Annotated in this window: 26 protein-coding genes; 14 read left to right on the top strand and 12 right to left on the bottom strand. The window is 66.5% G+C overall.

The window, feature by feature from the left end; all coding sequences use genetic code 11:
• Window positions 1-25: 25 nt before the first annotated feature.
• The gene (locus tag HMPREF2990_RS04860; protein ID WP_070762961.1) at window positions 26-721 is read right to left on the bottom strand and encodes a response regulator; all 696 of its coding nucleotides are present in this window, start codon (window positions 719-721) and stop codon (window positions 26-28) included.
• Complete coding sequence (locus HMPREF2990_RS04855; RefSeq protein ID WP_070762960.1) at window positions 718-1,863, bottom strand: sensor histidine kinase; 1,146 nt, start codon at window positions 1,861-1,863, stop codon at window positions 718-720. The genes HMPREF2990_RS04860 and HMPREF2990_RS04855 overlap by 4 nt, the downstream gene beginning before the upstream one ends.
• A gap of 83 nt (window positions 1,864-1,946) precedes the next feature.
• Here HMPREF2990_RS04855 and mnmA point away from each other — a divergent pair, with 83 nt between their 5' ends.
• On the top strand, window positions 1,947-3,026 hold the full coding sequence (gene mnmA, locus HMPREF2990_RS04850; protein WP_070762959.1) for a tRNA 2-thiouridine(34) synthase MnmA: 1,080 nt from the start codon (window positions 1,947-1,949) through the stop codon (window positions 3,024-3,026).
• Here mnmA and HMPREF2990_RS04845 read toward each other — a convergent pair.
• On the bottom strand, window positions 3,023-3,397 hold the full coding sequence (locus tag HMPREF2990_RS04845) for a PH domain-containing protein (RefSeq protein ID WP_070762958.1): 375 nt from the start codon (window positions 3,395-3,397) through the stop codon (window positions 3,023-3,025). The genes mnmA and HMPREF2990_RS04845 overlap by 4 nt on opposite strands.
• Before the next feature lie 37 nt (window positions 3,398-3,434).
• Here HMPREF2990_RS04845 and HMPREF2990_RS04840 point away from each other — a divergent pair, with 37 nt between their 5' ends.
• Both HMPREF2990_RS04840 and HMPREF2990_RS04835 read left to right on the top strand, forming a co-directional pair.
• Window positions 3,435-4,286, top strand: coding sequence for a uroporphyrinogen decarboxylase/cobalamine-independent methonine synthase family protein (locus tag HMPREF2990_RS04840; protein ID WP_246817447.1), 852 nt, complete (start codon window positions 3,435-3,437; stop codon window positions 4,284-4,286).
• Window positions 4,283-4,648, top strand: a complete 366-nt coding sequence (locus tag HMPREF2990_RS04835; RefSeq protein WP_070762956.1) for a hypothetical protein — start codon at window positions 4,283-4,285, stop codon at window positions 4,646-4,648. Before HMPREF2990_RS04840 ends, HMPREF2990_RS04835 begins: the two co-directional genes overlap by 4 nt.
• Here the strand turns inward: HMPREF2990_RS04835 and HMPREF2990_RS04830 are convergent.
• Window positions 4,645-5,319, bottom strand: coding sequence for a 3'-5' exonuclease (locus HMPREF2990_RS04830; protein ID WP_070762955.1), 675 nt, complete (start codon window positions 5,317-5,319; stop codon window positions 4,645-4,647). The genes HMPREF2990_RS04835 and HMPREF2990_RS04830 overlap by 4 nt on opposite strands.
• Window positions 5,320-5,377: 58 nt before the next feature.
• On the opposite strand from HMPREF2990_RS04830, the gene ligA reads away from it, so the two are divergent.
• The gene (gene ligA / locus HMPREF2990_RS04825; RefSeq protein ID WP_070762954.1) at window positions 5,378-7,408 is read left to right on the top strand and encodes an NAD-dependent DNA ligase LigA; all 2,031 of its coding nucleotides are present in this window, start codon (window positions 5,378-5,380) and stop codon (window positions 7,406-7,408) included.
• On the opposite strand, the gene HMPREF2990_RS04820 is transcribed toward ligA, so the two are convergent.
• The 4 genes from HMPREF2990_RS04820 to HMPREF2990_RS04805 are packed head-to-tail and all read right to left on the bottom strand — an operon-like array spanning window position 7,405 to window position 9,909.
• Window positions 7,405-7,905, bottom strand: a complete 501-nt coding sequence (locus HMPREF2990_RS04820) for an ArsR/SmtB family transcription factor (protein ID WP_070762953.1) — start codon at window positions 7,903-7,905, stop codon at window positions 7,405-7,407. The two genes, ligA and HMPREF2990_RS04820, sit on opposite strands and share 4 nt — an antisense overlap.
• 21 nt (window positions 7,906-7,926) lie before the next feature.
• Window positions 7,927-8,172, bottom strand: coding sequence for a hypothetical protein (locus HMPREF2990_RS04815; RefSeq protein ID WP_070762952.1), 246 nt, complete (start codon window positions 8,170-8,172; stop codon window positions 7,927-7,929).
• Window positions 8,169-9,185, bottom strand: coding sequence for a serine hydrolase domain-containing protein (locus HMPREF2990_RS04810; protein WP_168167126.1), 1,017 nt, complete (start codon window positions 9,183-9,185; stop codon window positions 8,169-8,171). Before HMPREF2990_RS04810 ends, HMPREF2990_RS04815 begins: the two co-directional genes overlap by 4 nt.
• 40 nt (window positions 9,186-9,225) lie before the next feature.
• Entirely contained in the window at window positions 9,226-9,909 is a 684-nt protein-coding gene (locus HMPREF2990_RS04805) for an ACT domain-containing protein (protein ID WP_070763144.1), read from the bottom strand.
• Window positions 9,910-9,997: 88 nt separating this feature from the next.
• On the opposite strand from HMPREF2990_RS04805, the gene HMPREF2990_RS13215 reads away from it, so the two are divergent.
• The 8 genes from HMPREF2990_RS13215 (at window position 9,998) to gatB (ending at window position 17,508) form a co-directional block, all read left to right on the top strand.
• Entirely contained in the window at window positions 9,998-10,648 is a 651-nt protein-coding gene (locus HMPREF2990_RS13215) for a cytochrome P450 family protein (protein ID WP_246817445.1), read from the top strand.
• Window positions 10,645-11,235: a cytochrome P450 gene (locus HMPREF2990_RS13210; protein WP_246817444.1), complete on the top strand. Its 591-nt coding sequence runs from the start codon at window positions 10,645-10,647 to the stop codon at window positions 11,233-11,235. The genes HMPREF2990_RS13215 and HMPREF2990_RS13210 overlap by 4 nt, the downstream gene beginning before the upstream one ends.
• 81 nt (window positions 11,236-11,316) lie before the next feature.
• Complete coding sequence (gene gatC, locus HMPREF2990_RS04795) at window positions 11,317-11,619, top strand: Asp-tRNA(Asn)/Glu-tRNA(Gln) amidotransferase subunit GatC (protein ID WP_070762951.1); 303 nt, start codon at window positions 11,317-11,319, stop codon at window positions 11,617-11,619.
• Entirely contained in the window at window positions 11,620-13,110 is a 1,491-nt protein-coding gene (gene gatA, locus HMPREF2990_RS04790) for an Asp-tRNA(Asn)/Glu-tRNA(Gln) amidotransferase subunit GatA (RefSeq protein ID WP_070762950.1), read from the top strand.
• Window positions 13,094-14,404 carry an MFS transporter gene (locus HMPREF2990_RS04785; protein WP_083317032.1) on the top strand — a complete coding sequence of 437 codons (1,311 nt, stop codon included), beginning with the start codon at window positions 13,094-13,096 and terminating at the stop codon, window positions 14,402-14,404. Before gatA ends, HMPREF2990_RS04785 begins: the two co-directional genes overlap by 17 nt.
• Window positions 14,405-14,447: 43 nt before the next feature.
• A complete protein-coding gene (locus HMPREF2990_RS04780) occupies window positions 14,448-15,479 on the top strand; it encodes a 6-phosphofructokinase (RefSeq protein WP_070762949.1) in 1,032 nt (343 codons plus the stop codon).
• Window positions 15,480-15,998 (top strand): mismatch-specific DNA-glycosylase, encoded by a 519-nt coding sequence (locus HMPREF2990_RS04775; RefSeq protein ID WP_070762948.1) that lies wholly within the window; start codon window positions 15,480-15,482, stop codon window positions 15,996-15,998.
• Between the two features lie 10 nt (window positions 15,999-16,008).
• Complete coding sequence (gene gatB / locus HMPREF2990_RS04770) at window positions 16,009-17,508, top strand: Asp-tRNA(Asn)/Glu-tRNA(Gln) amidotransferase subunit GatB (protein ID WP_070762947.1); 1,500 nt, start codon at window positions 16,009-16,011, stop codon at window positions 17,506-17,508.
• 49 nt (window positions 17,509-17,557) lie between these two features.
• Here the strand turns inward: gatB and HMPREF2990_RS04765 are convergent, their stop codons facing one another.
• Window positions 17,558-18,961 (bottom strand): hypothetical protein, encoded by a 1,404-nt coding sequence (locus tag HMPREF2990_RS04765; RefSeq protein WP_070762946.1) that lies wholly within the window; start codon window positions 18,959-18,961, stop codon window positions 17,558-17,560.
• 267 nt (window positions 18,962-19,228) lie between these two features.
• Between HMPREF2990_RS04765 and HMPREF2990_RS04760 the strand changes: the two genes are divergently transcribed.
• On the top strand, window positions 19,229-19,711 hold the full coding sequence (locus tag HMPREF2990_RS04760; protein WP_070762945.1) for a GNAT family N-acetyltransferase: 483 nt from the start codon (window positions 19,229-19,231) through the stop codon (window positions 19,709-19,711).
• Here HMPREF2990_RS04760 and HMPREF2990_RS04755 read toward each other — a convergent pair.
• Complete coding sequence (locus HMPREF2990_RS04755; RefSeq protein WP_070762944.1) at window positions 19,708-20,769, bottom strand: glutathione S-transferase C-terminal domain-containing protein; 1,062 nt, start codon at window positions 20,767-20,769, stop codon at window positions 19,708-19,710. The two genes, HMPREF2990_RS04760 and HMPREF2990_RS04755, sit on opposite strands and share 4 nt — an antisense overlap.
• 105 nt (window positions 20,770-20,874) lie before the next feature.
• On the opposite strand from HMPREF2990_RS04755, the gene HMPREF2990_RS04750 reads away from it, so the two are divergent.
• Window positions 20,875-21,633 carry a DoxX family protein gene (locus tag HMPREF2990_RS04750; protein ID WP_070762943.1) on the top strand — a complete coding sequence of 253 codons (759 nt, stop codon included), beginning with the start codon at window positions 20,875-20,877 and terminating at the stop codon, window positions 21,631-21,633.
• Here the strand turns inward: HMPREF2990_RS04750 and ilvD are convergent.
• Together ilvD and HMPREF2990_RS04740 are read right to left on the bottom strand one after the other, a co-directional pair.
• On the bottom strand, window positions 21,630-23,468 hold the full coding sequence (gene ilvD, locus HMPREF2990_RS04745; protein WP_070762942.1) for a dihydroxy-acid dehydratase: 1,839 nt from the start codon (window positions 23,466-23,468) through the stop codon (window positions 21,630-21,632). The genes HMPREF2990_RS04750 and ilvD overlap by 4 nt on opposite strands.
• A 12-nt stretch (window positions 23,469-23,480) precedes the next feature.
• Window positions 23,481-24,011, bottom strand: coding sequence for a PH domain-containing protein (locus HMPREF2990_RS04740; RefSeq protein ID WP_210399962.1), 531 nt, complete (start codon window positions 24,009-24,011; stop codon window positions 23,481-23,483).
• Between the last annotated feature and the right edge of the window lie 125 nt (window positions 24,012-24,136).

Raw genomic sequence — 24,136 nt, 5'->3', positions numbered from 1 at the left:
TCGGAGCCAGGGACGATCTTTCGAGTCATACCCCGGGATGAGTGAGCAGATCGGCGCGGTCGACGAGACCGGTGCGGTATGCAAACAGCGCTGCGTGCACGCGGTCGCGCGACTGCGTCTTCGCCAGGATTCGCCCCACGTGTGTTTTCACCGTGGGCATGGAGATGAACATGCGCTCGGCGATCTCCGCGTTGGACAAGCCGCGGCCGATTGCGACGAGGACTTCGTGCTCGCGGGCGGTGAGCTCGTTAAGCGCGAGGCGGTCCGCCTTCGGGAGTGCGGGTGCTGTCTCCGTGTGGTTGGCGAGCCGGCCGATGATGCGCTTGGTGGCGCGTGGGGAGATAACGGCGTCGCCGGCAGCGACGGTGCGGATGGCGTCGAGAAGCACTTCGGGCTCGGCGTCCTTGAGCAGGAAGCCGCTTGCGCCGCCGGAGAGGGCGTTGATGACGTAGTCCTCGTCGTCGAAGGTGGTGAGGATAACCACCTTGGCCTCCGGGAAGCGGCGGGCAAACTCGGCGGTGGCGGCGATGCCGTCGAGCACCGGCATCTGTACGTCCATGAGTACGAGGTCGACCGGGTGCTGTGCGTGTTGTTCGAGCGCCTCGGCGCCGTTGGCCGCCAGCCACTCCACGGACAGATCCGGCTGTGAGTCGATCACGAGCTGGATCCCGTGGAGGAAGAGCGCTTGGTCGTCGACGATGCCGACGTGGATTGTGGTCATTCCTGACTCCTCGTGTCATGTGCGGGGTATGGGACGCGCAGCGTGGCGGTCCAGCGCTGCGGGGCGCTCGGGCCGGCGTCCACCGACCCGCCGATGAGCGTGGCGCGCTCGCGCATCCCTTGCAGCCCGTGCCCTTGTTGGTGTGTTGGCGTGTTGGTGAAGGGGTTGGTCACCGTGATCACCAGCGCGTCGCTGCGCCACACGACTTCGAGCGTGGCCGTGCCGTCGCCGTGCCTGAGCGCATTTGTCAGCGCCTCCTGCACCACGCGCCGGGCAGCGAGCGAGGTGGCTAGCGGTAGCTGCGCAGGTGCCGCACCGGTGACCGTGTATTCTACGTCGAGACCGCCGAGCCGACTGGAGCGCACGAGCTCGTCGAAATCCAGCGAGGCAGGCGAGGGGGCGACCGGGCGCGACTCGGGTGCGCGAAGCAACGCGACGACCTCGCGCATCTGGGTAAGCGATTCCCGGCCGACCTCGCCGATGGTGCGCAGCGCCGCGTCCTTGTCATCCGGCGCGCCGTAGCGGCCGCCGTCTGCCTGCGCGACCATCACGGTCAGGGAGTGGGTGACTACGTCGTGGATCTCGCGCGCGAGGAATGTGCGCTGCTCGGACATCGCGTGCTCAAGCTCGACCCTTTGTTGCTGAAGGGCCTGCTCCAGCTCGCGCGCAGCGGCCTCTTCCGTCCGCCTGCGCAGCTCGCCGAAAAGCCCGGCCGCGACAAGCAAGGTGACGCTCCACGCGAGGTAGGGGAGGCGCTCGTCGTAAGGCATGCTCCGCAGCACAGGCGAGACCAGCGAGATCGCGAGGATATCGCCCAGGACAAGCACGGCAGCCATCACATCGCGGAGCACGGGCCGCAGGTTCCGGCGGACAAGGTACGCGGCAAACGTCGCCACGACGATGTCCGTCACCGTTAGAAGCGGGCTCATCGCCCGCACCGCAAGCAGTGCCACCGCGGCGACCACTGTGGCCAACGGCCAGCGCCAGCGGGTAAACGGCGCGACAATCAGCCACACAACCCCGGCCGCAATCGTCCACACCGGGCCCGAGGCGCTGACAACGCCAAGTAACGCACACGCCGCCAGCACGCCGGCAAGGAAGAAATCGCGTGCGCGGAGCGACGGTGGGGGAGACTTTGGCATAGCCTCAACCTAGCGATACGGCGTGCCGCACGCGTCATGCCCCAGTATGATTCGCCCGCGCGCTGCGGGTACACTTCCGCCACATGCGAGTACTAGCGGCGATGAGCGGGGGCGTGGACAGCTCGGTGGCGGCTGCGCGCCTGGTAGAGCAAGGCCACGACGTCGTCGGCGTGCACCTTGCCCTGTCCAAGGACGCGCAGCAGACCCGCGAATCGGCCCGCGGCTGCTGCTCGCTCGAGGACTCCGCAGACGCGCGCCGGGTGTGCGACAAGCTGGGCATCCCGTTTTACGTGTGGGACTTCTCGGATCGCTTCAAGGAAGACGTGATTGATAATTTCGTCTGGTCCTACGAGCACGGCGAGACCCCGAACCCGTGTCTGCGCTGCAACGAGAAGATCAAGTTCGCGGCCCTGCTTGAGCGCGCGGTCACCCTCGGCTTCGACGCGGTGGCCACCGGCCACTACGCAATTATCGACGGCGACGGCAACCTCCGCCGCTCCACCGACCCCAACAAAGACCAGTCCTACGTCCTCGGCGTACTCACCCGCGACGAGCTCAACCGCTGCCTGTTCCCGGTCGGCGATACGGAGAAGCCGCAGATCCGCGAGGAGGCCGCCGCACATGGCTTCTCGACGGCCACGAAGCCGGACTCTTACGACATCTGCTTCATCCCCGACGGCAACACGCAGGCCTTCCTCGGCCGCTCCATCGGCATGCGCCCCGGCCTGATCAAGGACCAGGACGGCACCGAACTCAAAGAACACGACGGGGCGTTCCAATACACGATCGGGCAGCGCCGCGGGCTGGATCTACGCGTGCCGGCCGCCGACGGCAAGCCGCGCTACGTCACCGACGTCGACACCGCCACCGGCACCGTGACCGTCGGCCCGCGCGAGGCGCTCAAGGTCCACCGGATCACCGCCGATCGGCTCAAGGTGCTCCACCCGGCCATGGAGGGTGAGTTTGAGGCGAATGTGCAGATTCGGGCGCACGGTGGCGTCGTCAAGTGCACTGCCCGCATCGACGACGACTCAATGACCCTTGACCTGCACACTCCGCTCGAGGGCGTGGCGCGCGGCCAGGCCGCGGTGCTCTACCTGCCGGATCCGGACGGGCTGGGCGATGTCGTGCTCGGCTCGGGCACGATCTGCGCGACGGCCTAGGAGGCGCCGAACACGCAGGAGGCGATCAAGCGGTCGATGCCGCGGATATCGATCTCCTTGCCCAGGTTGATCTTGAAGTGGCCGACGTTGGTCCACAGCTCAAGCTCCGCGTTCCAGTCGAGCATGCGCCCTGCGTTTTCGGTCGACCACATGGTCACCGATTTGAAGGGGATGGAGTACATCTCGACCTTCTTGCCTGTCATGCCCTGTGCATCGCGGATAATCAGGCGCTTGTTGGTAAACACGGCCGCGTCGCGGATCGTTTTGAACGCCTGGATCGGCTGCTCGCCGTGTGCGAGGATGTCCTGGATGTCGTTGGGCACTGGGCAGGGGGAAATGAAGGTCCAGCCAGTAAATTGTTCGAGAGCCATGCACAGAGCATACCCGCCCGCCCGTATCATCGGTGCCGTGAATGCAACTGCTTTTGGGCTCGGGCCCTTGCCCGGTATGGATCTCGCGCAAGCCGCGGACGTCGTGCTTTCCGAGTCGCCCCTTCCGCATATCCCGCAGCTGCCGGAGCGTGGCGTGGGCTCGGACGCGATCGGTCGCACGGCCGCGCTGCTGGAGATCCCGATCGGGCCCGGCCCGCGCGGGTGGCGCGTCGCTGCCCGCAAACGGACCGACGCCGACCGCATGGCACGCGACCTCGACGTGCTCGAGGAGGCGTGGCACGGCAAAGCGGCTGCGGTCAAGGTGCAGCTCGTCGGCCCGTTTACGCTCGCCGCCGAGGTGGAGATGCCCAACGGCCACCGCATGATCACTGATGCCGGCGCGCTGCGCGACCTCACCGACGCGCTGCTCGAAGCCTGCGACGCGCACCGCCGCGATGTCGCAGCTCGCTTCGGTACAACCGTGCTGCAGCTCGACGAGTCGCTGCTGCCGGAAGTCACCGCCGGCACGCTCAAGGGCGCGACCGACTACGAGACCATCCGCGCGATCCCCGAACCGCAGGAAACCTTGCTGCGCTTCGGCGAGCATCTTTTACACACACCGAAGCTTCTCGACGACACTCCGTGGCTCACCGTCGACCCTCGCACCTGCGACAAGGACGCGCTGGCACGCCTGCTGGATAAGGGCAGTCGCATCGCGATCCCGACGATGGCACCGCGGGAGCTCTACCGTGTTTTCGACGAGCTGCAGATCGATCCGGCGCGCACGAGCATTGACGTGTACGCGGAGCCTGCGGCAACGCTTGTGGGCACCGCCGCGAACTACCGCGCCGCCCGCGAAATGGCGGAAGAACTGAGCAAGAAGGCATGAGCGAGCCGCTGCACTGGAGTAAGAAAAGCCACGACTATTCGACGGGCGTCACCTTCGGGGTGATGTTCTTCGTTGTCTTTGGCCTGGTGCTGGACGACCTCGTTTTAGGAGTCGCCATCGGTGTGCTGTTCTTCATCGCATTTTCTGGGTTTCCGGAAAAGCTTGAAGCCCACTTCGACGGGCAGACGCTGCGCTTGGTGGAAGACGGAGAATCCACGGAGCTGCCCGCAGAGAGCATCGAGTCTGTGGTCCTGACCGACGGCGATTTTGTCGTGCGAACGAAGGCCGGTGAGGCACACGTGCTGGAAGCTGATGATGAGGAGCTGCGTGCGTTCGTCGAAAAGCTGCGAGACGCGCTTTAGCCCACCATCGGCCAGCCCATGCTCACGTTGGACGCGTCGCGGTCGCGGGATTCCAGCCACTTCTTCAGGTCGGTCTGGATGCGGTAGTTCTCCACGGCCTGGTATTCCATGAGCTCGTCGGTGTCCATCTCCGCGAGCTCCGGCCACACCTTGCGCACCTGCTTCCACGCGATGCGCGCCGCCGCCATCGCGTCCGAGGTGGCCTCGTGCGCGTTGTCCAGGCGCACCCCGTAGTGCTCGCACAGCGCGCCCAGGTTGCGCTTGCCTTTGCGGTAGCGGTCGCGGGCCCTGTCGATGAGCAGCGGGTCGAACACCGGGCCGGTGACGGTGAAATCGCCGGTCAGCGCGCGCAGCACGCTCAAGTCGTAGGGGGCGTTAAACACGATGAGGGTGAGCCCGTCCTCCCAGCCCTGTTTGATCGCGTCGACGGTCTCGCGCAGCACCTCGTCGTGGTCGCGGCCCTCGGCGCGCGCCTTTTCCGTGCTGATCCCGTGGACCGCGGCGGCCGCCTCCGGGATCTCCACGCCGGGGTCTGCCAGGGTCTCGTTGGCGGTGACCTCGCGCCCGTCGATACGCACGAGCGCGGAGGTGACAATGCGAGCCTCGCGCGGGTTGACCGAGGTAGTTTCCAGGTCGAAGGAGAGCATGCGGGACGCGTCGAAGAAAGCCATGACTGCATGATAGCGGGGGAGGCGAACACGCCGGGGCGAAAAGCTATGCTGGCAGGTTGTGAGCGAGATTTCTGCAGATTTGCACCGTGAATGGACCGAGCTGGCAAACGGCGTGCGCCACCACCGCGACCTGTACTACAACGGGCAGCCGGTGATCACCGACGGCGAGTTCGATGCGCTCTTCGAACGCCTCAAGGCGCTCGAGGCCGAGCACCCGGAGCTTGCCGTCCCCGACTCGCCGACCAAGGAGGTTGGCGCGCCGACCGCTGCCACCTCCGCGTTCGCCGACGTGACGCACCTCGAGCGCATGTACAGCCTGGATAACGTCTTTTCCCCCGAGGAGCTCACTGAGTGGCTGGAGAAGACTCCGGGGCCGTACCTCACCGAGCTGAAGATCGACGGGCTGTCCATCGACCTGGTGTACCGCGACGGCGTGCTCGAGCGCGCCGCCACCCGCGGCGACGGCACTGTCGGCGAGGACATCACCGCCAACGCGCGCGTGATCGAGGACATCCCGCATAAGCTTTCCGGCGACGCGCCCGCGCTGCTGGAGGTGCGTGGCGAGGTGTTCATCCGCCCGGAGGACTTCCCCGAGCTCAACGAGCAGCGCATCAAGGAGGGCGGCAAGCCCTTCGCCAACCCGCGCAACACCGCCGCCGGCGGCCTGCGCCAGAAAGACCCCGCGGACGTGAAGAAGCGCAAGCTGCGCATGATCTGCCACGGCATCGGCGCCCGCGAGGGCTTCGAGCCGGAAACGCAGCACGAGGCCTACCTCAAGCTCGCCGAGTGGGGCCTGCCGGTCTCCGAGTACACCAAGCGGGCAGAAACGGCCAAGGATGTGCAGGAGGCGGTGAAGTACTGGGCGGAGCACCGCCACGACGCGATCCATGAGATGGATGGTCTGGTGGTGAAGGTGGATAGCGTCGCGAAGCAGCGCCAACTCGGCTCGACCTCGCGGGCTCCGCGCTGGGCGATTGCCTACAAGTACCCGCCGGAGGAGGTCACGACCAAGCTCAAAGACATCCAGGTTTCGGTCGGCCGCACCGGGCGCGCGACCCCGTACGCGGTGCTTGAGCCGGTCTTCGTCTCCGGCTCCACGGTGTCCATGGCCACCCTGCACAACCAGCACGAAGTCAAGCGTAAGGGCGTGCTCATCGGCGACACCGTCGTGGTGCGCAAAGCCGGCGAGATCATCCCCGAGGTCCTCGGTCCCGTCGCCGACCTGCGCGACGGCACCGAGCGCGAGTTCGTCTACCCGAAGGAATGCCCCTCGTGCGGCACCACGCTTGCGCCCGCGAAGGAGGGCGACGCCGACTGGCGCTGCCCGAACACCCGGTCGTGTCCCGCGCAGCTTTCGACCCGCCTGGAATACCTCGCCTCCCGCGGCGCCTTCGACATCGAAGCGCTCGGCGAGAAGGGCGCCCAGGATCTCATCGCCTCGGGCGTGCTTATCGACGAAGCCGCCCTCTTCAACCTCACCGAAGACGACCTGAAGAAGTCCACCGCCTACACGCGCAAGGACGGCCAGGTCAACGCCGCCGGCAAGAAGCTACTCGCCAACCTCGAGACCGCAAAACAAGCTGACTTCTGGCGCGTACTCGTCGCCCTGTCTATCCGCCACGTCGGGCCCACCGCCGCCCGCGCGCTCGCCGCGCGCTATAGGAGCATGCAGGCGCTTCTCGACGCCGACGTGCACGACCTCGCCGAAACCGATGGCGTCGGCGACATCATCGCCGAGTCCTTCAAGGACTGGTTCACCGTGGACTGGCACCGCGACATCGTCGATACCTGGGCAGCAGCCGGCGTGCGCATGGAGGACGACCAAGACGCCGAAGCGACCCCGCAGACCCTCGAGGGGCTCACCGTCGTGGTCACCGGCACGCTCGAGGGCTTCAGCCGCGACTCCGCGAAAGAGGCGATCCTTACCCGCGGCGGCAAGGCCTCCGGCTCGGTGTCGAAGAAGACCGACTACGTGGTGGTGGGGGAGAACGCCGGGTCCAAGGAGCAGAAGGCGCGCGACCTGGGCCGCCCGATCCTCAACGAGGAGCAGTTCGTCACCCTGCTGGAGCAAGGCCCCGACGCGCTCTAGTGCGCCTCCGCCGCCGTGATGATCGCCATCAGCGGAATCACGCGCGCCGGGCGGAGCACGAACGCGCCGTGTTCTTTGTCCACCCAGCCGGCCGCCTGCAGCGCGTTGAGGTGGTGATACGCCGTGCCCGTGGAGGTGACTACTTCTGCGGCGACCAAGTCGGCGGCGGTCGCGGGCGCGGCGAGCAAATGCCGCAGGATCGAGCCGCGCACGGGGTGGGCGAGTGCTGCGAGTCGTTCGATCTGCTCCGACCAGTCGTGTGCTGTCACCCACTCCGTCGGCCGGGCCCACTGGTAGTCATAGGTGCCGGAGTCTGTGGTCACCGAGCCGCCGAAGGTCACCGCGCCGTTGTCGCAGCCCTCAAGCGAGCGCATCGCCGCAGGCAGGTCGGGCAGATCCATGTCGCGCTCAGGGGTGTCCGGGGTGCCAGCAAGCGCGGATTCCAGCGCCGCCACGCGTGCTTCGAGCGCATCGAGGCGTGAAGCATCAGAGGTCATTCATGTCTTCTTTCGAGAATTCTAGAATCGTTGCAGCGCCAAACGCCCGGCGGCAACGCCCACGAGCACCGACGCCCACGCTACGATCGCCCACCACAGCCACATCGGCAGCGCAGCGCTAAAGTCCAGCGGACTTACTAGCAACCACACCACAACTGCGGTGAGGATCACGCTGAGCAGCGCGCGGCCGGGGCGCTTCGGCCCTCGCGCAAGTTTGATCGTTTCCCACGCCAACAGGGCGATGGAGATAACGACGAAGGCGATCATTCTTCCTCCTTAAGCAGGTCAATACCGAGCTCGTCGACCCAGGCTTCCGTGTCGCCGGCGACGTACACCGCGCGGTGCGGGTCTTTCGGATCCCACACCAACATGGTGCGAAACCCGCCGGTCCCGCCGTTGTGGAAGGTGTATTCGTCGAGAGTCGCCCAGCCGTAGTCGGGTCGGCCGTGCTCGTCAACCCACTCGATGTATTGCGCCATGTCGGCCGCAGTCGAGCGGATCGCGCCCGCGGGAGCCCAGCCGTCCATGTCCCAGGGTTCGGCCGCGCGCCCGTTGCTGGCGAGGCCGCGCCCGAGCTGCTGCTTATCGACGCCCCCTGGCCCCGCCACGTACGTGTCATCCATCCCCGCCGGCTCGAGGATCCGTGTGCGCACGAGTTCCTCGTAGGGTGTGTCAGTCGTGCGCGATAGCAGCTGGCCGAGTAGCGCGTGCCCGTAATTGGAGTAGCCGTCCTCGCCGCGGCCTTCGAGCTCCATTTCCGGCGCGGCGGCGAGGATGTCTTCGGGGGAGTCGTTGCGGTACGCGTTGCCGCCCTCGGTGAGGTTGGCCCAGAGAATGTCGCCAAAGCCGAGCGGCCCCATCGGCTCGAGCCCGGCGGTGTGGCTGAGCAGCTCCTCGAGGGTCACCGTATCGATCGGTGCCCCGGATTCTCCGAGGATGTCGCCGACGGTGGTGTCGAGGGTGAGCACGTCCTCGTCGATAAGCTGGCGCACCAGCTCCGCGTTGAATGTCTTGGTGATCGAGCCGATCTCGAATTCGGTGTGCTCATCGGCCCCGAGCCCGCCGAAGGTGACCTCGCCTTGGTCGTAGACCAGCGCGGAGAGCGTGTGGTAGCCCGGCTCCGCCTCGGCCAAGCGCTCGAGGTCGGTGGCAAGCTGCGCATCGCCGGTGTGTTCTGTGGCTAGGGTGATCTGGCGCGGGCCAAAGCCGACCATGAGCCCGGCCGTGGCCAGCGCCGCGAGTGCACCGACGCCGAGTGCACCGTACATGGAATTCTGCATGAATTCCATAATTCCAAAAGTTTAAACTTGCGGCAAGGGTCTAGCTCAGGATCGTACCAATGATGCTGCCGAGGTCACCAATCTGGGTCACCTCGGAGGCTAAGAAGTCCGGCCCGCCCACGCGGCCGACCACCAGCACCAGGTCGGTGCCGGGTAGGCGGGTAATGGACAGGGCAGTGTCCAGAAGCCACCAGGCCTCGGGGACCCACGGGTCGGAATCTGGTAGCAGGATGCGCGCCTGGTTCACTTCCCCCATCTGGGGGCGGGACCCGTCGTCCTCGGGTGCGGCTTGCGACGCCGCGACCCTGACCAGGCCGTCCTCGGTCTCGCGCAGCGCCACCGCCCACGAGGAGGTCATCGAGCGCGGGATCGCGCCGACGAGCTCTTCCATCGCGCGCTGCTCGTCACCCGCCGTCGCCACGATGCGCGAAAGCATCTGGATCTGGCCGCGGCGATCCACACGCCCGGTAAACGGCCGGATCGAATCCACCTCGGCACCCTGCACGGACGCGGCGGCGGTAATCAGCGTGTCCACCATCGTGCCGGTTGGCAGCTCCACCACGATGTCGTCGGTGACTGTGCCGCCGCCCTCTGATCCCGCCGCAGCCACGGTGTCCACAATGTCCACGGACTGGATGTTGGCGTCGATCATGCCGAACGCCTCCGCGAGCTCGCCGAGGCTGCCCGGGACGTCCGGAAGGGAAACGCGAATAAGGTAAGACATGTCCACAGTTATATCAGCCAGCCCGTACATATTGGTCAGAAAGGCCCCGTATGCTGGCGAATCTTAACGGAAAGAAGGGATTGGAATCATGCACGCGAGCAACCTGCCAACCGCACCTACCGCCGACACCGACCCGCGAGCGTACGGCGACACCCAGCTCGCCGCCGGCCACCGGCTTGTACGCAACGGCAACGAGGTCGTGGTGCTCGGCAACACGCAGGCCCGCGCCGTCGCCGAGGATCCGGTCCGCTTTTCCTCCGGGGTGTCCCGCTTCATGCAGCTGCCCAATGGCCTCGATGGTGGGCGGCACGAGCAATTCCGCTCGCTTATCGACGCCTACCTCACCCCTGACGCACTCGACCCCTTCGAACCGGCGTTTCGAAAGGCCGCACGCAGCGTGGTGGCCGATATCCGCGACGGCAGGCCAGCGGGCGCCGCGCTGTTCGCCCCTGTCGACGCAGTAGCCGACATCGGCGCGCCGTTCGCGGTGCGCGCCATGCTCGCGTGGCTCGGATGGCCGGAGCAGATGGAAGCCCGCCTGATCGAATGGGTTGCGGAGAACAACGCCGCGACCCGCTCCGGTGAGCTCGCGCGCACCGCCGCAGTGGCAGGGACCTTCGACGACATGATCCGCGAAGTACTCCAGCCATTACAGTCCGGTACGGAAACTGCCACCGCAGCACGCGAGGCACTTCCCCGCTGCTGGGCAAAGAGGACGCCTTCCCGGCGCCCAGTGTGACTGCACAGCTCGTCAACGATACGAGCCTCGGACGCCCCCTCGAATTCGAGGAGCTCGTCTCCATCCTGCGGAACTGGACCGCCGGCGACCTCAGCTCGATGGCGTACTGCATTGGTGTGTTGATCCACGCGCTTGCCGGCAACGAGCCGGTGCGTCGCCGCCTGCAAGCCGGGGTCTCCCACGAGGAGTTCACCGCCATCGCGGATGAAATCCTGCGCCAAGACTCGCCCTTTGTGAGCAACCGGCGCGTGACCACCTGCCCAGTCACTCTGGATGGAGTCGACCTGGACGAAGGCCAGCGCGTGCGCATCCACTGGACCGCGGCAAACCGCGACCCGCAGGCCGTCGGCGAGCCGGAGGCATATGCGCCAGGGGAGGGCGGCAACGTGAGCGCAAACCTGGTCTGGGGAGCGGGCCCCCACGCCTGCCCGGGCAAATACCTGTCCATGCTCGAATTGAAGTGTTTCACCGAAGAGTTCCTCGCAGTCTTTGAACTCATCGAGGTCGACGAGGACGCGGCGCGCCGGGAGGTGTACCCGGTCGGCGGCTGGGCCGAGCTGCCGACCTACCTCAAGGTGCGGGAGTAGCGGCGCTCGCAGCCTGCTACTCGCCGTGACGTAAGATGAGTGGCGTTTTACTAACCACGTACACAAGAGATTGGAACCGTTTTGGCTGAGATTTCCCGCGAGGAGGTCGCCCGCATCGCCCGGCTTGCCCGGATTGCGCTGCAGGACGACGAGCTCGAGCAGATTTCCCAACAGCTCGACCAGATCGTCGACGCTGTCTCGAAGGTGCAGAGCGTCGACACGGAGGGCGTGGAGCCGATGAGCCACCCGCACTCCATCGAGGCAGGCATGCGCCCGGACGTGGAGAAGAAGACACTGACGCAGGCACAGGCGCTGGACCAAGCGCCCGAGGTGGAAGAGGACCGCTTCGTCGTGCCGCAGATCCTGGGGGAGGCTGACGAGTAAATGACCGAGCAGACGAACTACACCATTCCCGCCGAGGGCCTTGTGTCCAAACCCGCCCACGAGCTGGCGCGCATGATTCAGGCCGGCGAGGTCACCTCCCGCGAGGTCACCCAGGCCTTCCTGGATCGCATCGCGGAAACCGACGAGACGCTCGGTGCCTTCCTGCACGTCGGTGCGGACGAGGCGCTCGCGGCCGCCGACGCCGTCGACGCGCAGGTCAAGGCGGGCGAGGCCCCAGCCTCCGCGCTCGCCGGTGTGCCGCTGGCGCTGAAAGACCTCCTGGTCACCACCGATGCGCCGACGACCGCTGCGTCGAAGATGCTGGAGGGCTACATGAGCCCCTATGACGCGACCGTCGTGAAGCACTTGCGCGAGGCGGGCATCCCGATCCTGGGCAAGACGAACCTCGACGAGTTCGCGATGGGCTCTTCCACCGAGAACTCCGCCTACAAGGTCACCCGCAACCCGCACGACATCGAGCGCGTGCCGGGCGGCTCCGGCGGCGGCACCGCGGCGGCACTCGCGGCGGGCCAGGCACCGCTGGGCATTGGTACGGATACCGGCGGCTCGATCCGCCAGCCGGCGTCGTTGACCGGCACGGTCGGCGTGAAGCCGACCTACGGCGGCGTGTCGCGCTACGGCGTCGTGGCCTGCGCCTCTTCGCTGGATCAGGTCGGCCCCTGCGCCAACACAGTGCTGGATACTGCACTGCTGCACGAGATCATCGGCGGCCACGACGAGTTCGACGCCACCAGCGTTGATCGCCCCGTGGGCTCGCTTGCCGACGCCGCCCGCGAAGGCGCATCCGGCGACCTCAACGGCGTGAAGATCGGCCGCATCAAGCAGTTCGCTCGCCCGGGCACCCAGGACGGTGTCAACGCGCGCATCGACGAGGCGTTCGCTCAGCTTGAGGCCCAGGGCGCGGAGATCGTCGAGGTCGACTGCCCGCGCTTCGACGACGTGATGGGCGCTTACTACATCATCCAGATGTCCGAGGTGTCCTCGAACCTCGCGCGCTTCGACGGCATGCGCTACGGCCTGCGCGCAGGCGACGACGGCAAGCACTCCGCCGAGCAGGTCATGGCCGCCACCCGCGGTGCCGGCTTCGGCGACGAGGTCAAGCGCCGCATCATCCTGGGCACCTACGCGCTCTCGGTCGGCTACTTCGACGCCTACTACCTGCAGGCGCAGCGCGTGCGCACCTTGATCGCGGAGGACTTCGCCCGCGCCTTCGAGCAGGTGGACGTGATCGCGGGGCCGACCGTGCCGTCGACCGCGTTCAAGATCGGGGAGAAGGTCGACGACCCGCTGGCCATGTACAACTTCGACCTGTTCACGCTGCCGCTGAACCTCGCCGGTCTGCCGGGCATGTCCGTGCCCGCGGGCGTGACCGAGGACACCGGCCTGCCGGTCGGCCTGCAGCTGATCGCCCCGGCCTTCGAGGACGCGCGCCTCTACCGCGTGGGTGCCGCTTTTGAAGCCGGCCGTTAATCCCTGGAATACCCTCGCAGCCCTGGCTGCGGGGTATTTTCTTGTCCTGATCGATCAGGGCTTCATGCCCGTGATCACGCCGCTTTTGCCTTTCGACGTAGGCTCCGCCGTGTGGCTCACCAGCATTTACCTGCTGTGCACGGTGGCCCCGATGCCGGCGACGGGCAAACTTGGCGACGCCTTCGGGCAACGCGGCGTCTTCCTCATCGGCCTTGCCATTTACGTGGCCGCGCTGGTGCTCGCGGGCGTGTCCTGGTCCTTCGAGTCGCTGATGGTGGCGCGCGGTCTGCAGGGCGTGGGCGCTGCAGCGTTCTTGCCGCAGGCGTTCGGGCTGATCCCGCGCGTGTTCTCGCCGGACACACAGGGCCGGGCGTTCGCCGCATGGGGCGTGATCGGCTCGGTGGCATCCCTGATCGGCCCGGTAGTCGGCGGGGCAGTGGCTGACAGTCTCGGCTGGCGCGCGGCGTTTTTTGCCCAGGCGGCACTTGGCGCGGTGGCGCTGATCGCCGGACTGATCGCGCTGCCGCGACTGCCGCGCAGCGGCGAGCGGGTCACCCTGCTGCCCGTGCTGCTTTCCTTCGGAGGGCTGGGGCTGCTGGTTTACGGCATCCAGTTCGGGCAGTGGCCCTCGATCCTCTTCGGCGCGCTGCTGCTCGGCGTGCTGGTGCGCTCAGCCCGCGACGGCACCGACAACGGATTCCTACCCGTGGGGCTCATACTGCATCGCTCCTTCGCGCTAGGAGCCCTGGGCGTCGCCGCGATGGGCTTCAGCGTGGCGTCGATGTTCATCCCGCTGATGTACTGGCTGCAGACCGTCGCCGGTGCCTCACCGACCGCATCCGGCGCGATCACCGCGCCCATGTCAGTGTTCGCGTTGGTGCTGACCCCAGTCGCCGGGTACCTGACGGACCGGCGCAACCCGGGCAAGCTCTGCGCCGCTGGCTTCAGCATTTCCGCGGCCGGGCTGGCGCTCGCTATCGCGCTGATCCACACTGGGGCGGGTGTGTGGTGGTTTACTGCCGTGACCTCGCTACTGGGCATCGGCGGCGCGTTCGTCTGGGCTCCCAACGCGGCGGTGACCATGCGCGGCATCCCCGAGCACGAAACCGGGGCCGCCTCCGGGCTCTACAACACCATGCGCCAGGTCGGCAGCGTGCTCGGCGTCGCGCTCGTGGGCGCGGTGCTTGTGCGCGGCGACATCGCGCAGACCGCGCACGTCGCGGTGCTGCTGCCGCTCGCGGCGATGGTGATTGGCGCGGCGAGCTCGCTTGCTTTGCGACGCGACGACGCTTGAGGTCACTCGGCCTCGCCGCAGCGAACGCGCTAGGGTGGACGGTATGCGACTTGCGACACTGACTTCCGGCGGCGACTGCCCGGGCTTGAACGCCGTCATCCGTGGAATTGTCCGCACTGCCAGCGCCGAGTACGGCTCGACCGTGGTCGGCTACCAGGACGGCTGGGTCGGTCTCATGGAGGACCGCCGCGTCGACCTGTACGACGATGCGTTCATCGACTCGATCCTGCTGCGCGGCGGCACCATCTTAGGCACCGGCCGCCTCCACCCCGACAAGTTCAAGACCGGGCTGGACACGATCAAGGCCAATCTGGCGGACGCGGAGATCGACGCGCTCATCGCCATCGGCGGCGAAGGCACCCTCAAGGGCGCGAAGTGGCTCTCCGACAACGGGATCCCGGTGGTCGGCGTGCCGAAGACCATCGACAACGATGTTGCGGCGACCGACTACACCTTCGGTTTCGACACCGCTGTCTCCGTGGCCACCGACGCGATCGACCGCCTGCACACCACTGCGGAATCGCACAACCGCATCCTCATCGTCGAGGTGATGGGCCGACACGTCGGTTGGATCGCCCTGCACGCGGGCATGGCCGGCGGCGCGCACTATACCGTCATCCCGGAGGAGCCCTTCGACGTCGCCGATATCTGCAAGGCGATGGAGCGTCGTTTCCAGATGGGGGAGAAGTACGGCATCGTCGTTGTCGCCGAGGGGGCGATCCCGAAGGAAGGCACCATGGACGGCGGCCTGGGCGAAGAGGACGAGTTCGGCCACATCACCTTCAACGGCATGGGCCAGATCGTCGCCGACGAGATTAAGAAGCGCCTGGGCTACGACGTGCGCACCACCGTGCTCGGCCACATCCAGCGCGGCGGCACGCCGACCGCCTACGACCGCGTGCTGGCCACCCGCTACGGCGTCCACGCGGCGCGCGCTGCGCACAACAACAACTTCGACACATGCGTGGCTCTGCACGGCGAGAACATCGAGCTCGTCCCGCTTGAGTCCGCGATCGCGCAGCTGAAGACCGTGCCGGAGCACCGCTACACCACCGCCAAGGCGATGTTCGGCTAAATGCGCGACCGGATCCCCGATCCCTGCCGCCTGCTGGTGGTGGGGATCAACCCCGGTCGCTTGAGCTACGCCCACGACGCCCCCTTCGCACATCCCGGCAACCGTTTCTGGCCCGCCCTGGAACGCGCGGGCATCACTCCGTACCGGGTCGACGCGACGGGCGGCATTTCGGAGGAAGACGCGGCGATGCTCGCCGAGCTGGGCATCGGCTTTACGAACTTCGTCGACCGCATGACGCCGCGCGCCGCGGACCTGAAGCGCGAGGAGCTTGTTGCTGGCGGAGAAAGGGTGCGGGTGTGCGTCGAAAAGCATAAGCCTCGCGCGGTGATGGTGGTGGGCATCGGTGCCTACCGCGACGCGTACCGCAAGCCTGGCGCCACCCGCGGGCTGCAACCGGAGCTCCTTGCTGGCGTACCTGTGTGGGTAGTCGGCAACCCGAGCGGGCTCAACGCGCACGAAACGGTCGACACGCTGGCGGAAAGTTACCGCGAGGTGTGGGAGGCGAGCGTCGGGAAGTAGGATAGAGCCCATGACTGCCTACGACTTGATGGATTACGACGAAGTACTGGAAAAGTACGACCCCGTGATGGGCCTCGAGGTGCACGTGGAGCTGGCGACGGAGACGAAGATGTTCTCCACGTCCTCCGCGCACTTCGGTGCCGCGCCGAACACGAACATCGACCCGGTCTCGCTCGGCTTGCCGGGCGCGCTGCCCGTGGTGAATGCGAAGGGCGTCGAGTGGGCGATCAAGATCGGCCTGGCGCTGAACTGCCAGATTGCCGAGAGCTCGCGGTTTGCCCGCAAGAACTACTTTTACCCGGACCAGCCGAAGAACTACCAGATCTCGCAGTACGACGAGCCGATTGCCTACGACGGCTACCTCGACGTGCAGCTCGAGGACGGCACCGAGTGGCGCGTGGAGATTGAGCGCGCGCACATGGAGGAGGACACTGGCAAGCTGACGCACCTCGGCTCGACGTCGGGCCGCATTACCGGCGCGACGGCCTCGCTGGTGGACTGCAACCGTGCCGGCGTGCCGCTGATCGAGATCGTGACCAAGCCGATCATCGGCGCCGGCGAGCGCGCGCCCGAGGTGGCCAAGGCGTATGTCGGTGCGCTGCGCGAGCTGGTCAAGGCGCTCGGCGTCTCGGACGCACGTATGGACCAGGGCTCCATGCGCTGCGACGCGAACGTCTCGCTGCGCCCGGTAGGCCAGGAGGAGTTCGGCACCCGTACCGAGACGAAGAACATCAACTCGCTGAAGTCCGTCGAGCAGGCCGTGCGCTTCGAGATGCAGCGCCAGGCCGCCGCGCTTGAAAACGGCGAGGAAATCGTCCAGGAAACCCGCCACTACCAGGAGAAGGACGGCTCCACCTCGAAGGGCCGCCCGAAAGAGGAGGCGAGCGAGTACCGCTACTTCAACGACCCGGATCTGCCGCCGGTGATCGCGAAGCCGGAGTGGGTCGAGGAGATCCGCCAGACGTTGCCGGAGCTGCCGTGGGTACGCCGCGCGCGCATCCAGGAGGAGTGGCAGCTGCCGGAGAAGGAGTTCCGCGACCTGGTCAACGCTGGCGCGCTCGACCTGGTGGTGGACACCGTCGAGGCCGGCACCACGCCGGACGAGGCGCGCGCCTGGTGGGTTTCCTACATCCAGGCCAAGGCGAATGAGGCGGGCAAGGAGCTCGACGCGCTCGGCGTCGAGCCGGCGGACGTCGCCCGCGTGGTGGAGCTGGTCAAGGAAGGCAAGCTGACCACCAAGCTGGGCCGCCAGGCCATCGACGGCGTGATCGCGGGCGAGGGCCGCGTGGACGAGGTCGTCGCTGCCCGCGGGCTCGAGGTCGTGCGCGATGACGGCGCGATCGAGAAGGCCATCGACGAGGCGCTCGCCGCCAACCCGGACATCGTGGAGAAGTACCGGGCGGGCAACAAGAAGGTCACCGGCGCGATCGTCGGCGCGGTGATGAAGGCGACTCAGGGCAAGGCCGACCCGGGTGAGGTCAACAAGATGATCGCACAGAAGCTCGCTTAGCGACGACAAAAGAGGCGCTCCCGGTTTGGGAGCGCCTCTTTTTTGTTACTTATTTATCCTCGGGCTTGACCGCGGGGAAGCTGCCGGTCTCGTAGACCTCCTTGTAGGCGTCCCAGTCGATGCCTTCGCCGTCGGACTCGGGAGCACCCTCGTAGTCGGCGTGCTCCGGGTCGAAGGCGGGGGCGTCCTCGAGGGTGAACTCGCTGTCGCTGTCGGCGTCGAGGTCTGCTGCGACTTCCTCCTGGACGGAGTGCCACAGGTCGGCGTCCTCGACGTGCGACTCTGCGACGAGCGTGTCGACTTCCTTGCGCTGCTTGGCAGACAGGTCGTCCTCGGTGGGGTCCAGGGCGGTCTCGGCAAGCTCGGCGAGGCGCTCGCGCCGCTCGGTTTCTTCCTTGATGTTGCTGCGGTCGCGGAACCAGCCGACGAGGATCGCGATGGTCAGGATGATGCCCAGGTAGCCGATGGCCGGGTAGACCCAGCTGATCAGGTCTGCGAACCCGACGAACGAGAGCAAAAAGCCGATGCCCACGACGGTGAAGTACACGGGGCGGAAGCGATCCTGGTGCTTGTGGGTGAGGCGGCGCGCCATGGCATAGAACATGCCGACGGCGGTGTTGTAGATCATCATGTAGATGATGATGGACACGATCACGCCCACGGTCGGGTGCATCGAGTCAAACACTGCCAGCAGCGGCATGTCAGCGCCGGCGACCTTATCCATGTTGAAGAACAGGATGAAGTTCAAAATGACGAGCAGGATGGCGAAGATGAGGCCGCCGAGCAGGCCGCCGACGCCAGCGGTGCGCGGGTTCATCTGGGAACCTGCGATGACCAGCATCATGGACACGGCCATGATGTTGACCAGGGTGCCGTAGTTGACGGCGGCGAGCAGCCAGTTGTTAAACACGCCGTCTGCGGGCGACTGCTGTAGCGCGATCTCGTTCATCTCGTTCAGGCTGTCCGGCATGTTCATGATGGTGATGCCGAACGCCACGATGATCGCCACGATGAGGAAGGGCGTGATGACAGAGATGACGTCAGTGATGCGGTCGACGTCCAGGAAGCCGGAGGCCACGAGCAGCACCGTCATGATGGTCGCGCCGATCCATGGGGCGAAGCCGAACTGCTGGTTCAGGTTCGAGCCCGCGCCGGCCACCATGACGAAGCCGAAAGCAAAGAGGCTGAACATGGTGGCGTAGTCCATGTACTTGGACACGATGGGGCTGGAGACGCGGTTGAACACCGCGGAGTGGTCGTCGGCAAGGTAGTAGGAGCCGAGTTGGAAAATCGTGGTGCCCACCACGAAGATGATGGTGCCGGAAATGACGGCACCAACGATGCCGATGTAGCCGAAGGACAGGAAGTACTGAATGACCTCCTGTCCGGAGGCGAAGCCTGCGCCGACCAGAAGGCCGACGAGCGCCATCGCCACTTTGATTGTTTGTCTCATAACGGTAATCCTTGGTGTTTCGATAATCTAAGAAAATGAACCGGGGGCGATGTTAACAAAGCGCCGCACGGCCCGCGAATGTGCATTGTGCGTGAGTACGGGGCATTTTTGCGCCTGTGCCCGAGAGAAACGCCAGCGTATCCACCCCCGCGCGCATCCAGCCTCACGTCAGTTTTGCGTTTCGGCACCCAGGAAAACGTTATGAGTTTGTAATCAATGGTGTCCGAATGTGTGGCTTTGGGTTGCCGTCCTTTAGACTTTGCACCCATGACCAAGATTCGCGAAGCCGTCGAGGCCGACACCCCCGTCATCTACGAGATGATCAAGGAGCTCGCCCTCTACGAGAAGGAACCGGACTCCGTCACCTCTACCGAAGAGGACGTGCGTACCCACCTTTTCGGCGAAAACCCGAGCGTCTTCGCCCTGGTTGCGGACAACGACGGCGTGCTCGAGGGCATGGCCCTGTGGTTCTTGAGCTACTCTACCTGGGAGGGCCGCCATGGCATCTGGCTCGAGGACCTCTACGTCCGCGAGGAACACCGCGGCAAAGGCCTGGGAACGGCGCTTTTGCAGGAGCTCGCGCGCATCGCCGTCGACAATGACTACCGGCGCGTGGAGTGGACCGTGCTGAAGTGGAACACGCCTTCGATCGGCTTCTACGAGGCCATGGGCGCCGGCGACATGGGCGAGTGGTCCACGATGCGCCTTGACGGCGACGCGCTGCGCGTCCTCGGCAGCGCTCGCGGCTAGCGCTGGAACGGCGCGGGGTGTTTGACCTCCTCGCCCGCGCGGACGGGGCGCGGCGGGGTCACGCCGTCGGCGAAGGGGGTGCCGGGGAGGCGGTTGCGGTCGTGGGCGTCGACAAGCCAGCGCATGTCGGGCCCCACCGGGACGACGCTGGTCGGGTTGATCTCGGAGTGGGTGATGTAATAGTGCTCCTTGATCTCCTGAAAGTCGGTCGTGTCGCCGAAGCCGGGAAGCTGGAAGTGTTCCTGGAGGTAGCCGCGCAGGTTGGGCATCTGCGCGATGCGGTTGCGTGACGCCTTGAAGTGGCCGACGTAGACGGGGTCGAAGCGGACGAGGGTGGGGTAGAGGTAGATGTCGGCAAGCGTGATGTGCTCGCCGACCAGGTAGCGGTGCCGCCCGAGGTGATCCTCCAGCCAATCCATGTGCTCCCACAGGTCGGCGTACGCCTCCTCGTAGGCGTCCTGCGAGCCGGCGAAGCCCGCGCGGTAGACGCCGTTGTTGACGTGGCGGTAGATCCGGTCCGCGATCTCGTCGATCTCCGCACGCAGCTCGCGCGGGTAAAGGTCGGGCGCGCCGTCGCGGTGGTGCGCGCGCCAGGCGTCCTGGAAGTCGATGGGGATGCGATGGAAGTCGTTGGTCACCGCGGCGCGCGTTCGCTTCTCGACGACCACCGGCACCGTAATCCCCCGCGGATAGCCCGGAAAGCGCGCCTCGTAGGCGTCCTTGAGGAAGTGCAGGCCCGTCTCGGGGTCCTTGCCGTTGGGGTCGAGGTCGAAGACCCACGAGCGCGCGTCGTGGGTAGGCCCGGCCAGCCCGAGCGAGATGACGTCCTCGAGGCCTAAGAGGCGGCGGACGATGATGGTGCGGTGGGCCCACGGGCAGGCGCGCGCCCCCATGAGTCGGTAGCGCCCCGGTTCGACGGGCCAGGCGTAGCTGCCGTCCTCGGTGGGCTGCGGATCGCTGCCTGGGGCGATCTCGGCGCTGAAGTAGTCGTTGATGTAGGTGGTGTCGCGGACGAACTCGCCGTCCGGGGAGGCGTTGCGTGCAGGTTGAGCGTTCATGGACTCGAGTATTCCCACAAAACGGTGACGCGTCAACCAAGTTTTGTGGGGGCGCGCCGAGGACATTGCCAGCTGCGGCGGAGCGCGTGGCATAGATTTACAGACATGGACAAGAACAACGCACGCGACGTCACCCCTGAGGATTTCGACCCGATCGACGGCCTGCCGTACGCCCCGCTTGGCGATAAGGAACCTGCTGGCGGGAGTACGGCGGTGGGGGCGTCGAGAAGCGAGGAGTCCGCGACGCTCACCGGCAAAGCCGCGCCGACCGAGGTCATGCCGGAAAACCCGACCGAGACCGTGAGCCTTGCGCAGCCCGAGCCGGAGCCGGTCCCCGTGGAGCCGCCCGCGAAGCGCGGAACGATGGACTTCGGGCTGCTGCTGCGCCTGCTGCTCGGCGGCTGGCTCATCCTCGAGTCGCTGACCACCCTGTTCCGCCTCGGCGGCTCCGACGGCATCAGCGCGCTGCGCGACGCCTTCGACGCCTACGCTTTCGCCAGCGGGCTCTCCGTGGTCGTGCCGGTGCTGCAGCTGACGGCGGGCGTCTTCCTTGTGCTCGGGCTGCTCGCGCCGATCGCCTCGCTGGTGGCCGTGGTGGTCACCGGGTTTATGGCGCTGCACGGCATCGTCGACGGCACCGACAGCTGGAACGCCTTCGTGTGGGAGGCCGACGTCTGGCTGCCGATCGTGCTCTTCGGCCTCGCTCTCGGGCTGCAGTTCACCGGCCCGGGCTTCTACGGCGTCGACGCGAAGCGCGCCTGGACGCGCCGCCCGCTCGGCTGGGCGTGGGCGTGCGCGCTACTCGGCCTCATCATCACCGGCGCCGTGTGGTGGTTCGGCACCGGTGTCAACCCGCTGAGCTAGTCGACCTGGCGGACCGCGCCCTTGTCAGCGCTGGTCGCCATCTTCGCGTACGCGCGCAGCGCCTTCGACACTTCGCGTACGCGGTTCGGCGTCCACGGGCGCTCCGAAGCTTCCATTGCTTCTCGACGCCGCGCCAACTCAGCCTCCGGCACATCAAGCTTGAGCTCGCGGTTGGCCACCGAGATAGCAATCGTGTCTCCGTTCTCGATCAGGCCGATGAGCCCGCCGTGTGCGGCCTCGGGGGAGATGTGGCCGATGGACAGGCCGGAGGTGCCGCCGGAGAAGCGGCCGTCGGTAATCAGCGCGCACTTTTTGCCCAGGCCAGCGCCCTTGAGGAAGGACGTCGGGTGCAACATTTCTTGCATCCCCGGCCCGCCGGCGGGGCCCTCGTAGCGGATGACCACGACCTCGCCTTCGAGCACCTCGCGGTTGAGAATCATCGAGACCGCCTGCTCCTGCGAATCCACCACGCGGGCCGGGCCGCTGAACTCCCACAGGCCCTCTTCCACACCGGCGGTTTTCAGGATCGCGCCGTCGGGGGCGAGGTTGCCGCGCAGGACGACCAGGCCGCCGTCGGAGGTAATCGGGTGCTTGACGTCGTGGATGACGCCGTTCGCGCTATCCGTATCCAGGGACTCCCAGCGCGCGGACTGGGAAAACGCCTCCGTGGTACGACTCCCGCCGGGAGCCGCGTGGTAGAGTTCGATGGCCTCGTCGCGCGGGTTCTCGCCGCGGATGTCCCAGTCGCTGAGCCATGCGGAGAGGCTGGGGTAGGCGACTGAGTGGACGTCGTCAAGCAGAAGGCCCCCGCGGTGCAGCTCGCCCAAGATGGCGGGGATGCCGCCGGCGCGGTGGACGTCCTCGACGTGCGCCTCGCCGTTTGGGGCGACCTTGGACAGGCAGGGGATCACGTGCGAGAGCTCGTCGATGTCTGTCAGGTCGAAGTCGACCTCGCCCTCCTGCGCGGCGGCGAGGATGTGCAGGATCGTGTTCGTGGAGCCGCCCATCGCCATATCGAGTGCCATCGCGTTGCGGAAGGCCTGCTTGGTGGCGATGTTGCGCGGCAGCACGGACTCGTCGCCCTCACCGTAGTAGCGCTCGCACATCTTCACAATGTGCTCGCCGGCCTGCGTGAACAGGGCGCGGCGGGCGGTGTGGGTCGCGAGCGTCGTGCCGTTGCCCGGCAGCGACAGGCCCAGCGCCTCGGTGAGGCAGTTCATCGAGTTCGCGGTGAACATACCGGAGCAGGACCCGCAGGTGGGGCAGGCGTTGTTGGCGATGTCGTCGAGCTGCTCGTCGGTGACTGCGTCGTTGGCGGAGAGCGCGATGGCGTCGATAAGATCCGACTTCGGCTTGGTCACACCGTCAACCGCGAAGGCTTTACCGGCCTCCATCGGGCCGCCGGAGACGAAGACCGCCGGGATGTTCAGACGCATCGCCGCGTTGAGCATGCCTGGGGTGATCTTGTCGCAGTTGGAGATGCACACCATCGCATCAACCGTGTGCGCGTTGACCATGTACTCCACCGAATCCGCGATGATCTCGCGGCTCGGCAGCGAGTACAGCATGCCGGAGTGGCCCATCGCGATGCCGTCGTCCACGGCGATCGTGTTGAACTCCTTCGGCACGCCACCGGCCTTGCGCACCGCGTCCGCGACGATGTCGCCGACGTTCTTCAGGTGGACGTGGCCCGGCACGAACTGCGTGTACGAGTTCACAATGGCCACGATCGGCTTGCCGAACTCGTGCTCGCCGGTGCCCGTCGCGCGCCACAGGGCGCGGGCACCAGCGGCTTGGCGGCCAACGGTGGTAACTCGTGAGCGGAGGGGGATCAACGGGTGCTCCTTCTATTGATTTTCGGTCGTGGGGCGCGGGCCCGGCGTATCTGGGTGTTCTCGAAGGTACTCCTCGTACTCCTCGCGCGAGAGCAAAACGTGGTGATTGTCCTTATCGATGATCTCGTACTTGCCGTCGGCAGCTTCCTGCGCCCCGGTGATCACGTCGGTGATGCGGCCGCGTGAGGCCTCGGCGAGATCGGGCAGTGAATTAAAAGACACACCCGGCATCATGTATTCCTTGCCGGCTTTGGTCGTGGCGAGCGCGCGGGCACCCTTGAAGCCGATGCCCTCGAGGTCGTCCCACTCGATGTGCGTGTTGGGGCGCGCCACGTAGCGCAGGCCGATGCCGCGCTCGTCCACGGTTGTCGACGCGCACAGCACCCACACAATCCAGCCAAGCGGAAACAGCAGGAGCCAGCCAAGCATCAGCGGCGCCCAGGAAATACCGATCAGCGCGATGCCGATCATGAGAACAACCCCCACGATGTGTTCTCGAGACGGTCGAAAAATCTTCTGCTGATCATCCGGCTGTGCAGTCATGCCCAACATGCTAGTCAAAGGGCATGCCAGTAAGCGCCAGGGGGCTGGCGCTTATCGACGACCCACTACTCCGGCGGTCCGGTTGCTGGGATGTGCGCGGCCCGGGCGTGTCTTCGCGCCGGGTC

The sequence above is a fragment of the Corynebacterium sp. HMSC071B10 genome (assembly GCF_001814825.1).
In the GTDB taxonomy this organism is placed as follows: domain Bacteria; phylum Actinomycetota; class Actinomycetes; order Mycobacteriales; family Mycobacteriaceae; genus Corynebacterium.
This window is presented reverse-complemented; position numbering and strand designations above follow the sequence as displayed.

Excerpts from the sequence above, each read along its gene's own strand:
- HMPREF2990_RS04775 (WP_070762948.1), top strand. The coding sequence starts at position 15,480 with ATGCGCGACCGGATCCCCGATCCCTGCCGCCTGCTGGTGGTGGGGATC.
- HMPREF2990_RS13215 (WP_246817445.1), top strand. The coding sequence starts at position 9,998 with ATGCACGCGAGCAACCTGCCAACCGCACCTACCGCCGACACCGACCCG.
- HMPREF2990_RS04805 (WP_070763144.1), bottom strand. The coding sequence starts at position 9,909 with ATGTCTTACCTTATTCGCGTTTCCCTTCCGGACGTCCCGGGCAGCCTC.
- HMPREF2990_RS04810 (WP_168167126.1), bottom strand. The coding sequence starts at position 9,185 with ATGCAGAATTCCATGTACGGTGCACTCGGCGTCGGTGCACTCGCGGCG.
- HMPREF2990_RS04760 (WP_070762945.1), top strand. The coding sequence starts at position 19,229 with ATGACCAAGATTCGCGAAGCCGTCGAGGCCGACACCCCCGTCATCTAC.
- mnmA (WP_070762959.1), top strand. The coding sequence starts at position 1,947 with ATGCGAGTACTAGCGGCGATGAGCGGGGGCGTGGACAGCTCGGTGGCG.
- gatB (WP_070762947.1), top strand. The coding sequence starts at position 16,009 with ATGACTGCCTACGACTTGATGGATTACGACGAAGTACTGGAAAAGTAC.
- HMPREF2990_RS04750 (WP_070762943.1), top strand. The coding sequence starts at position 20,875 with ATGGACAAGAACAACGCACGCGACGTCACCCCTGAGGATTTCGACCCG.
- HMPREF2990_RS04740 (WP_210399962.1), bottom strand. The coding sequence starts at position 24,011 with ATGACTGCACAGCCGGATGATCAGCAGAAGATTTTTCGACCGTCTCGA.
- HMPREF2990_RS04780 (WP_070762949.1), top strand. The coding sequence starts at position 14,448 with ATGCGACTTGCGACACTGACTTCCGGCGGCGACTGCCCGGGCTTGAAC.
- HMPREF2990_RS04860 (WP_070762961.1), bottom strand. The coding sequence starts at position 721 with ATGACCACAATCCACGTCGGCATCGTCGACGACCAAGCGCTCTTCCTC.
- HMPREF2990_RS04830 (WP_070762955.1), bottom strand. The coding sequence starts at position 5,319 with ATGGCTTTCTTCGACGCGTCCCGCATGCTCTCCTTCGACCTGGAAACT.
- HMPREF2990_RS04815 (WP_070762952.1), bottom strand. The coding sequence starts at position 8,172 with ATGATCGCCTTCGTCGTTATCTCCATCGCCCTGTTGGCGTGGGAAACG.
- HMPREF2990_RS04855 (WP_070762960.1), bottom strand. The coding sequence starts at position 1,863 with ATGCCAAAGTCTCCCCCACCGTCGCTCCGCGCACGCGATTTCTTCCTT.
- HMPREF2990_RS04755 (WP_070762944.1), bottom strand. The coding sequence starts at position 20,769 with ATGAACGCTCAACCTGCACGCAACGCCTCCCCGGACGGCGAGTTCGTC.
- HMPREF2990_RS04820 (WP_070762953.1), bottom strand. The coding sequence starts at position 7,905 with ATGACCTCTGATGCTTCACGCCTCGATGCGCTCGAAGCACGCGTGGCG.
- HMPREF2990_RS04765 (WP_070762946.1), bottom strand. The coding sequence starts at position 18,961 with ATGAGACAAACAATCAAAGTGGCGATGGCGCTCGTCGGCCTTCTGGTC.
- gatA (WP_070762950.1), top strand. The coding sequence starts at position 11,620 with ATGACCGAGCAGACGAACTACACCATTCCCGCCGAGGGCCTTGTGTCC.
- HMPREF2990_RS04845 (WP_070762958.1), bottom strand. The coding sequence starts at position 3,397 with ATGGCTCTCGAACAATTTACTGGCTGGACCTTCATTTCCCCCTGCCCA.
- HMPREF2990_RS04835 (WP_070762956.1), top strand. The coding sequence starts at position 4,283 with ATGAGCGAGCCGCTGCACTGGAGTAAGAAAAGCCACGACTATTCGACG.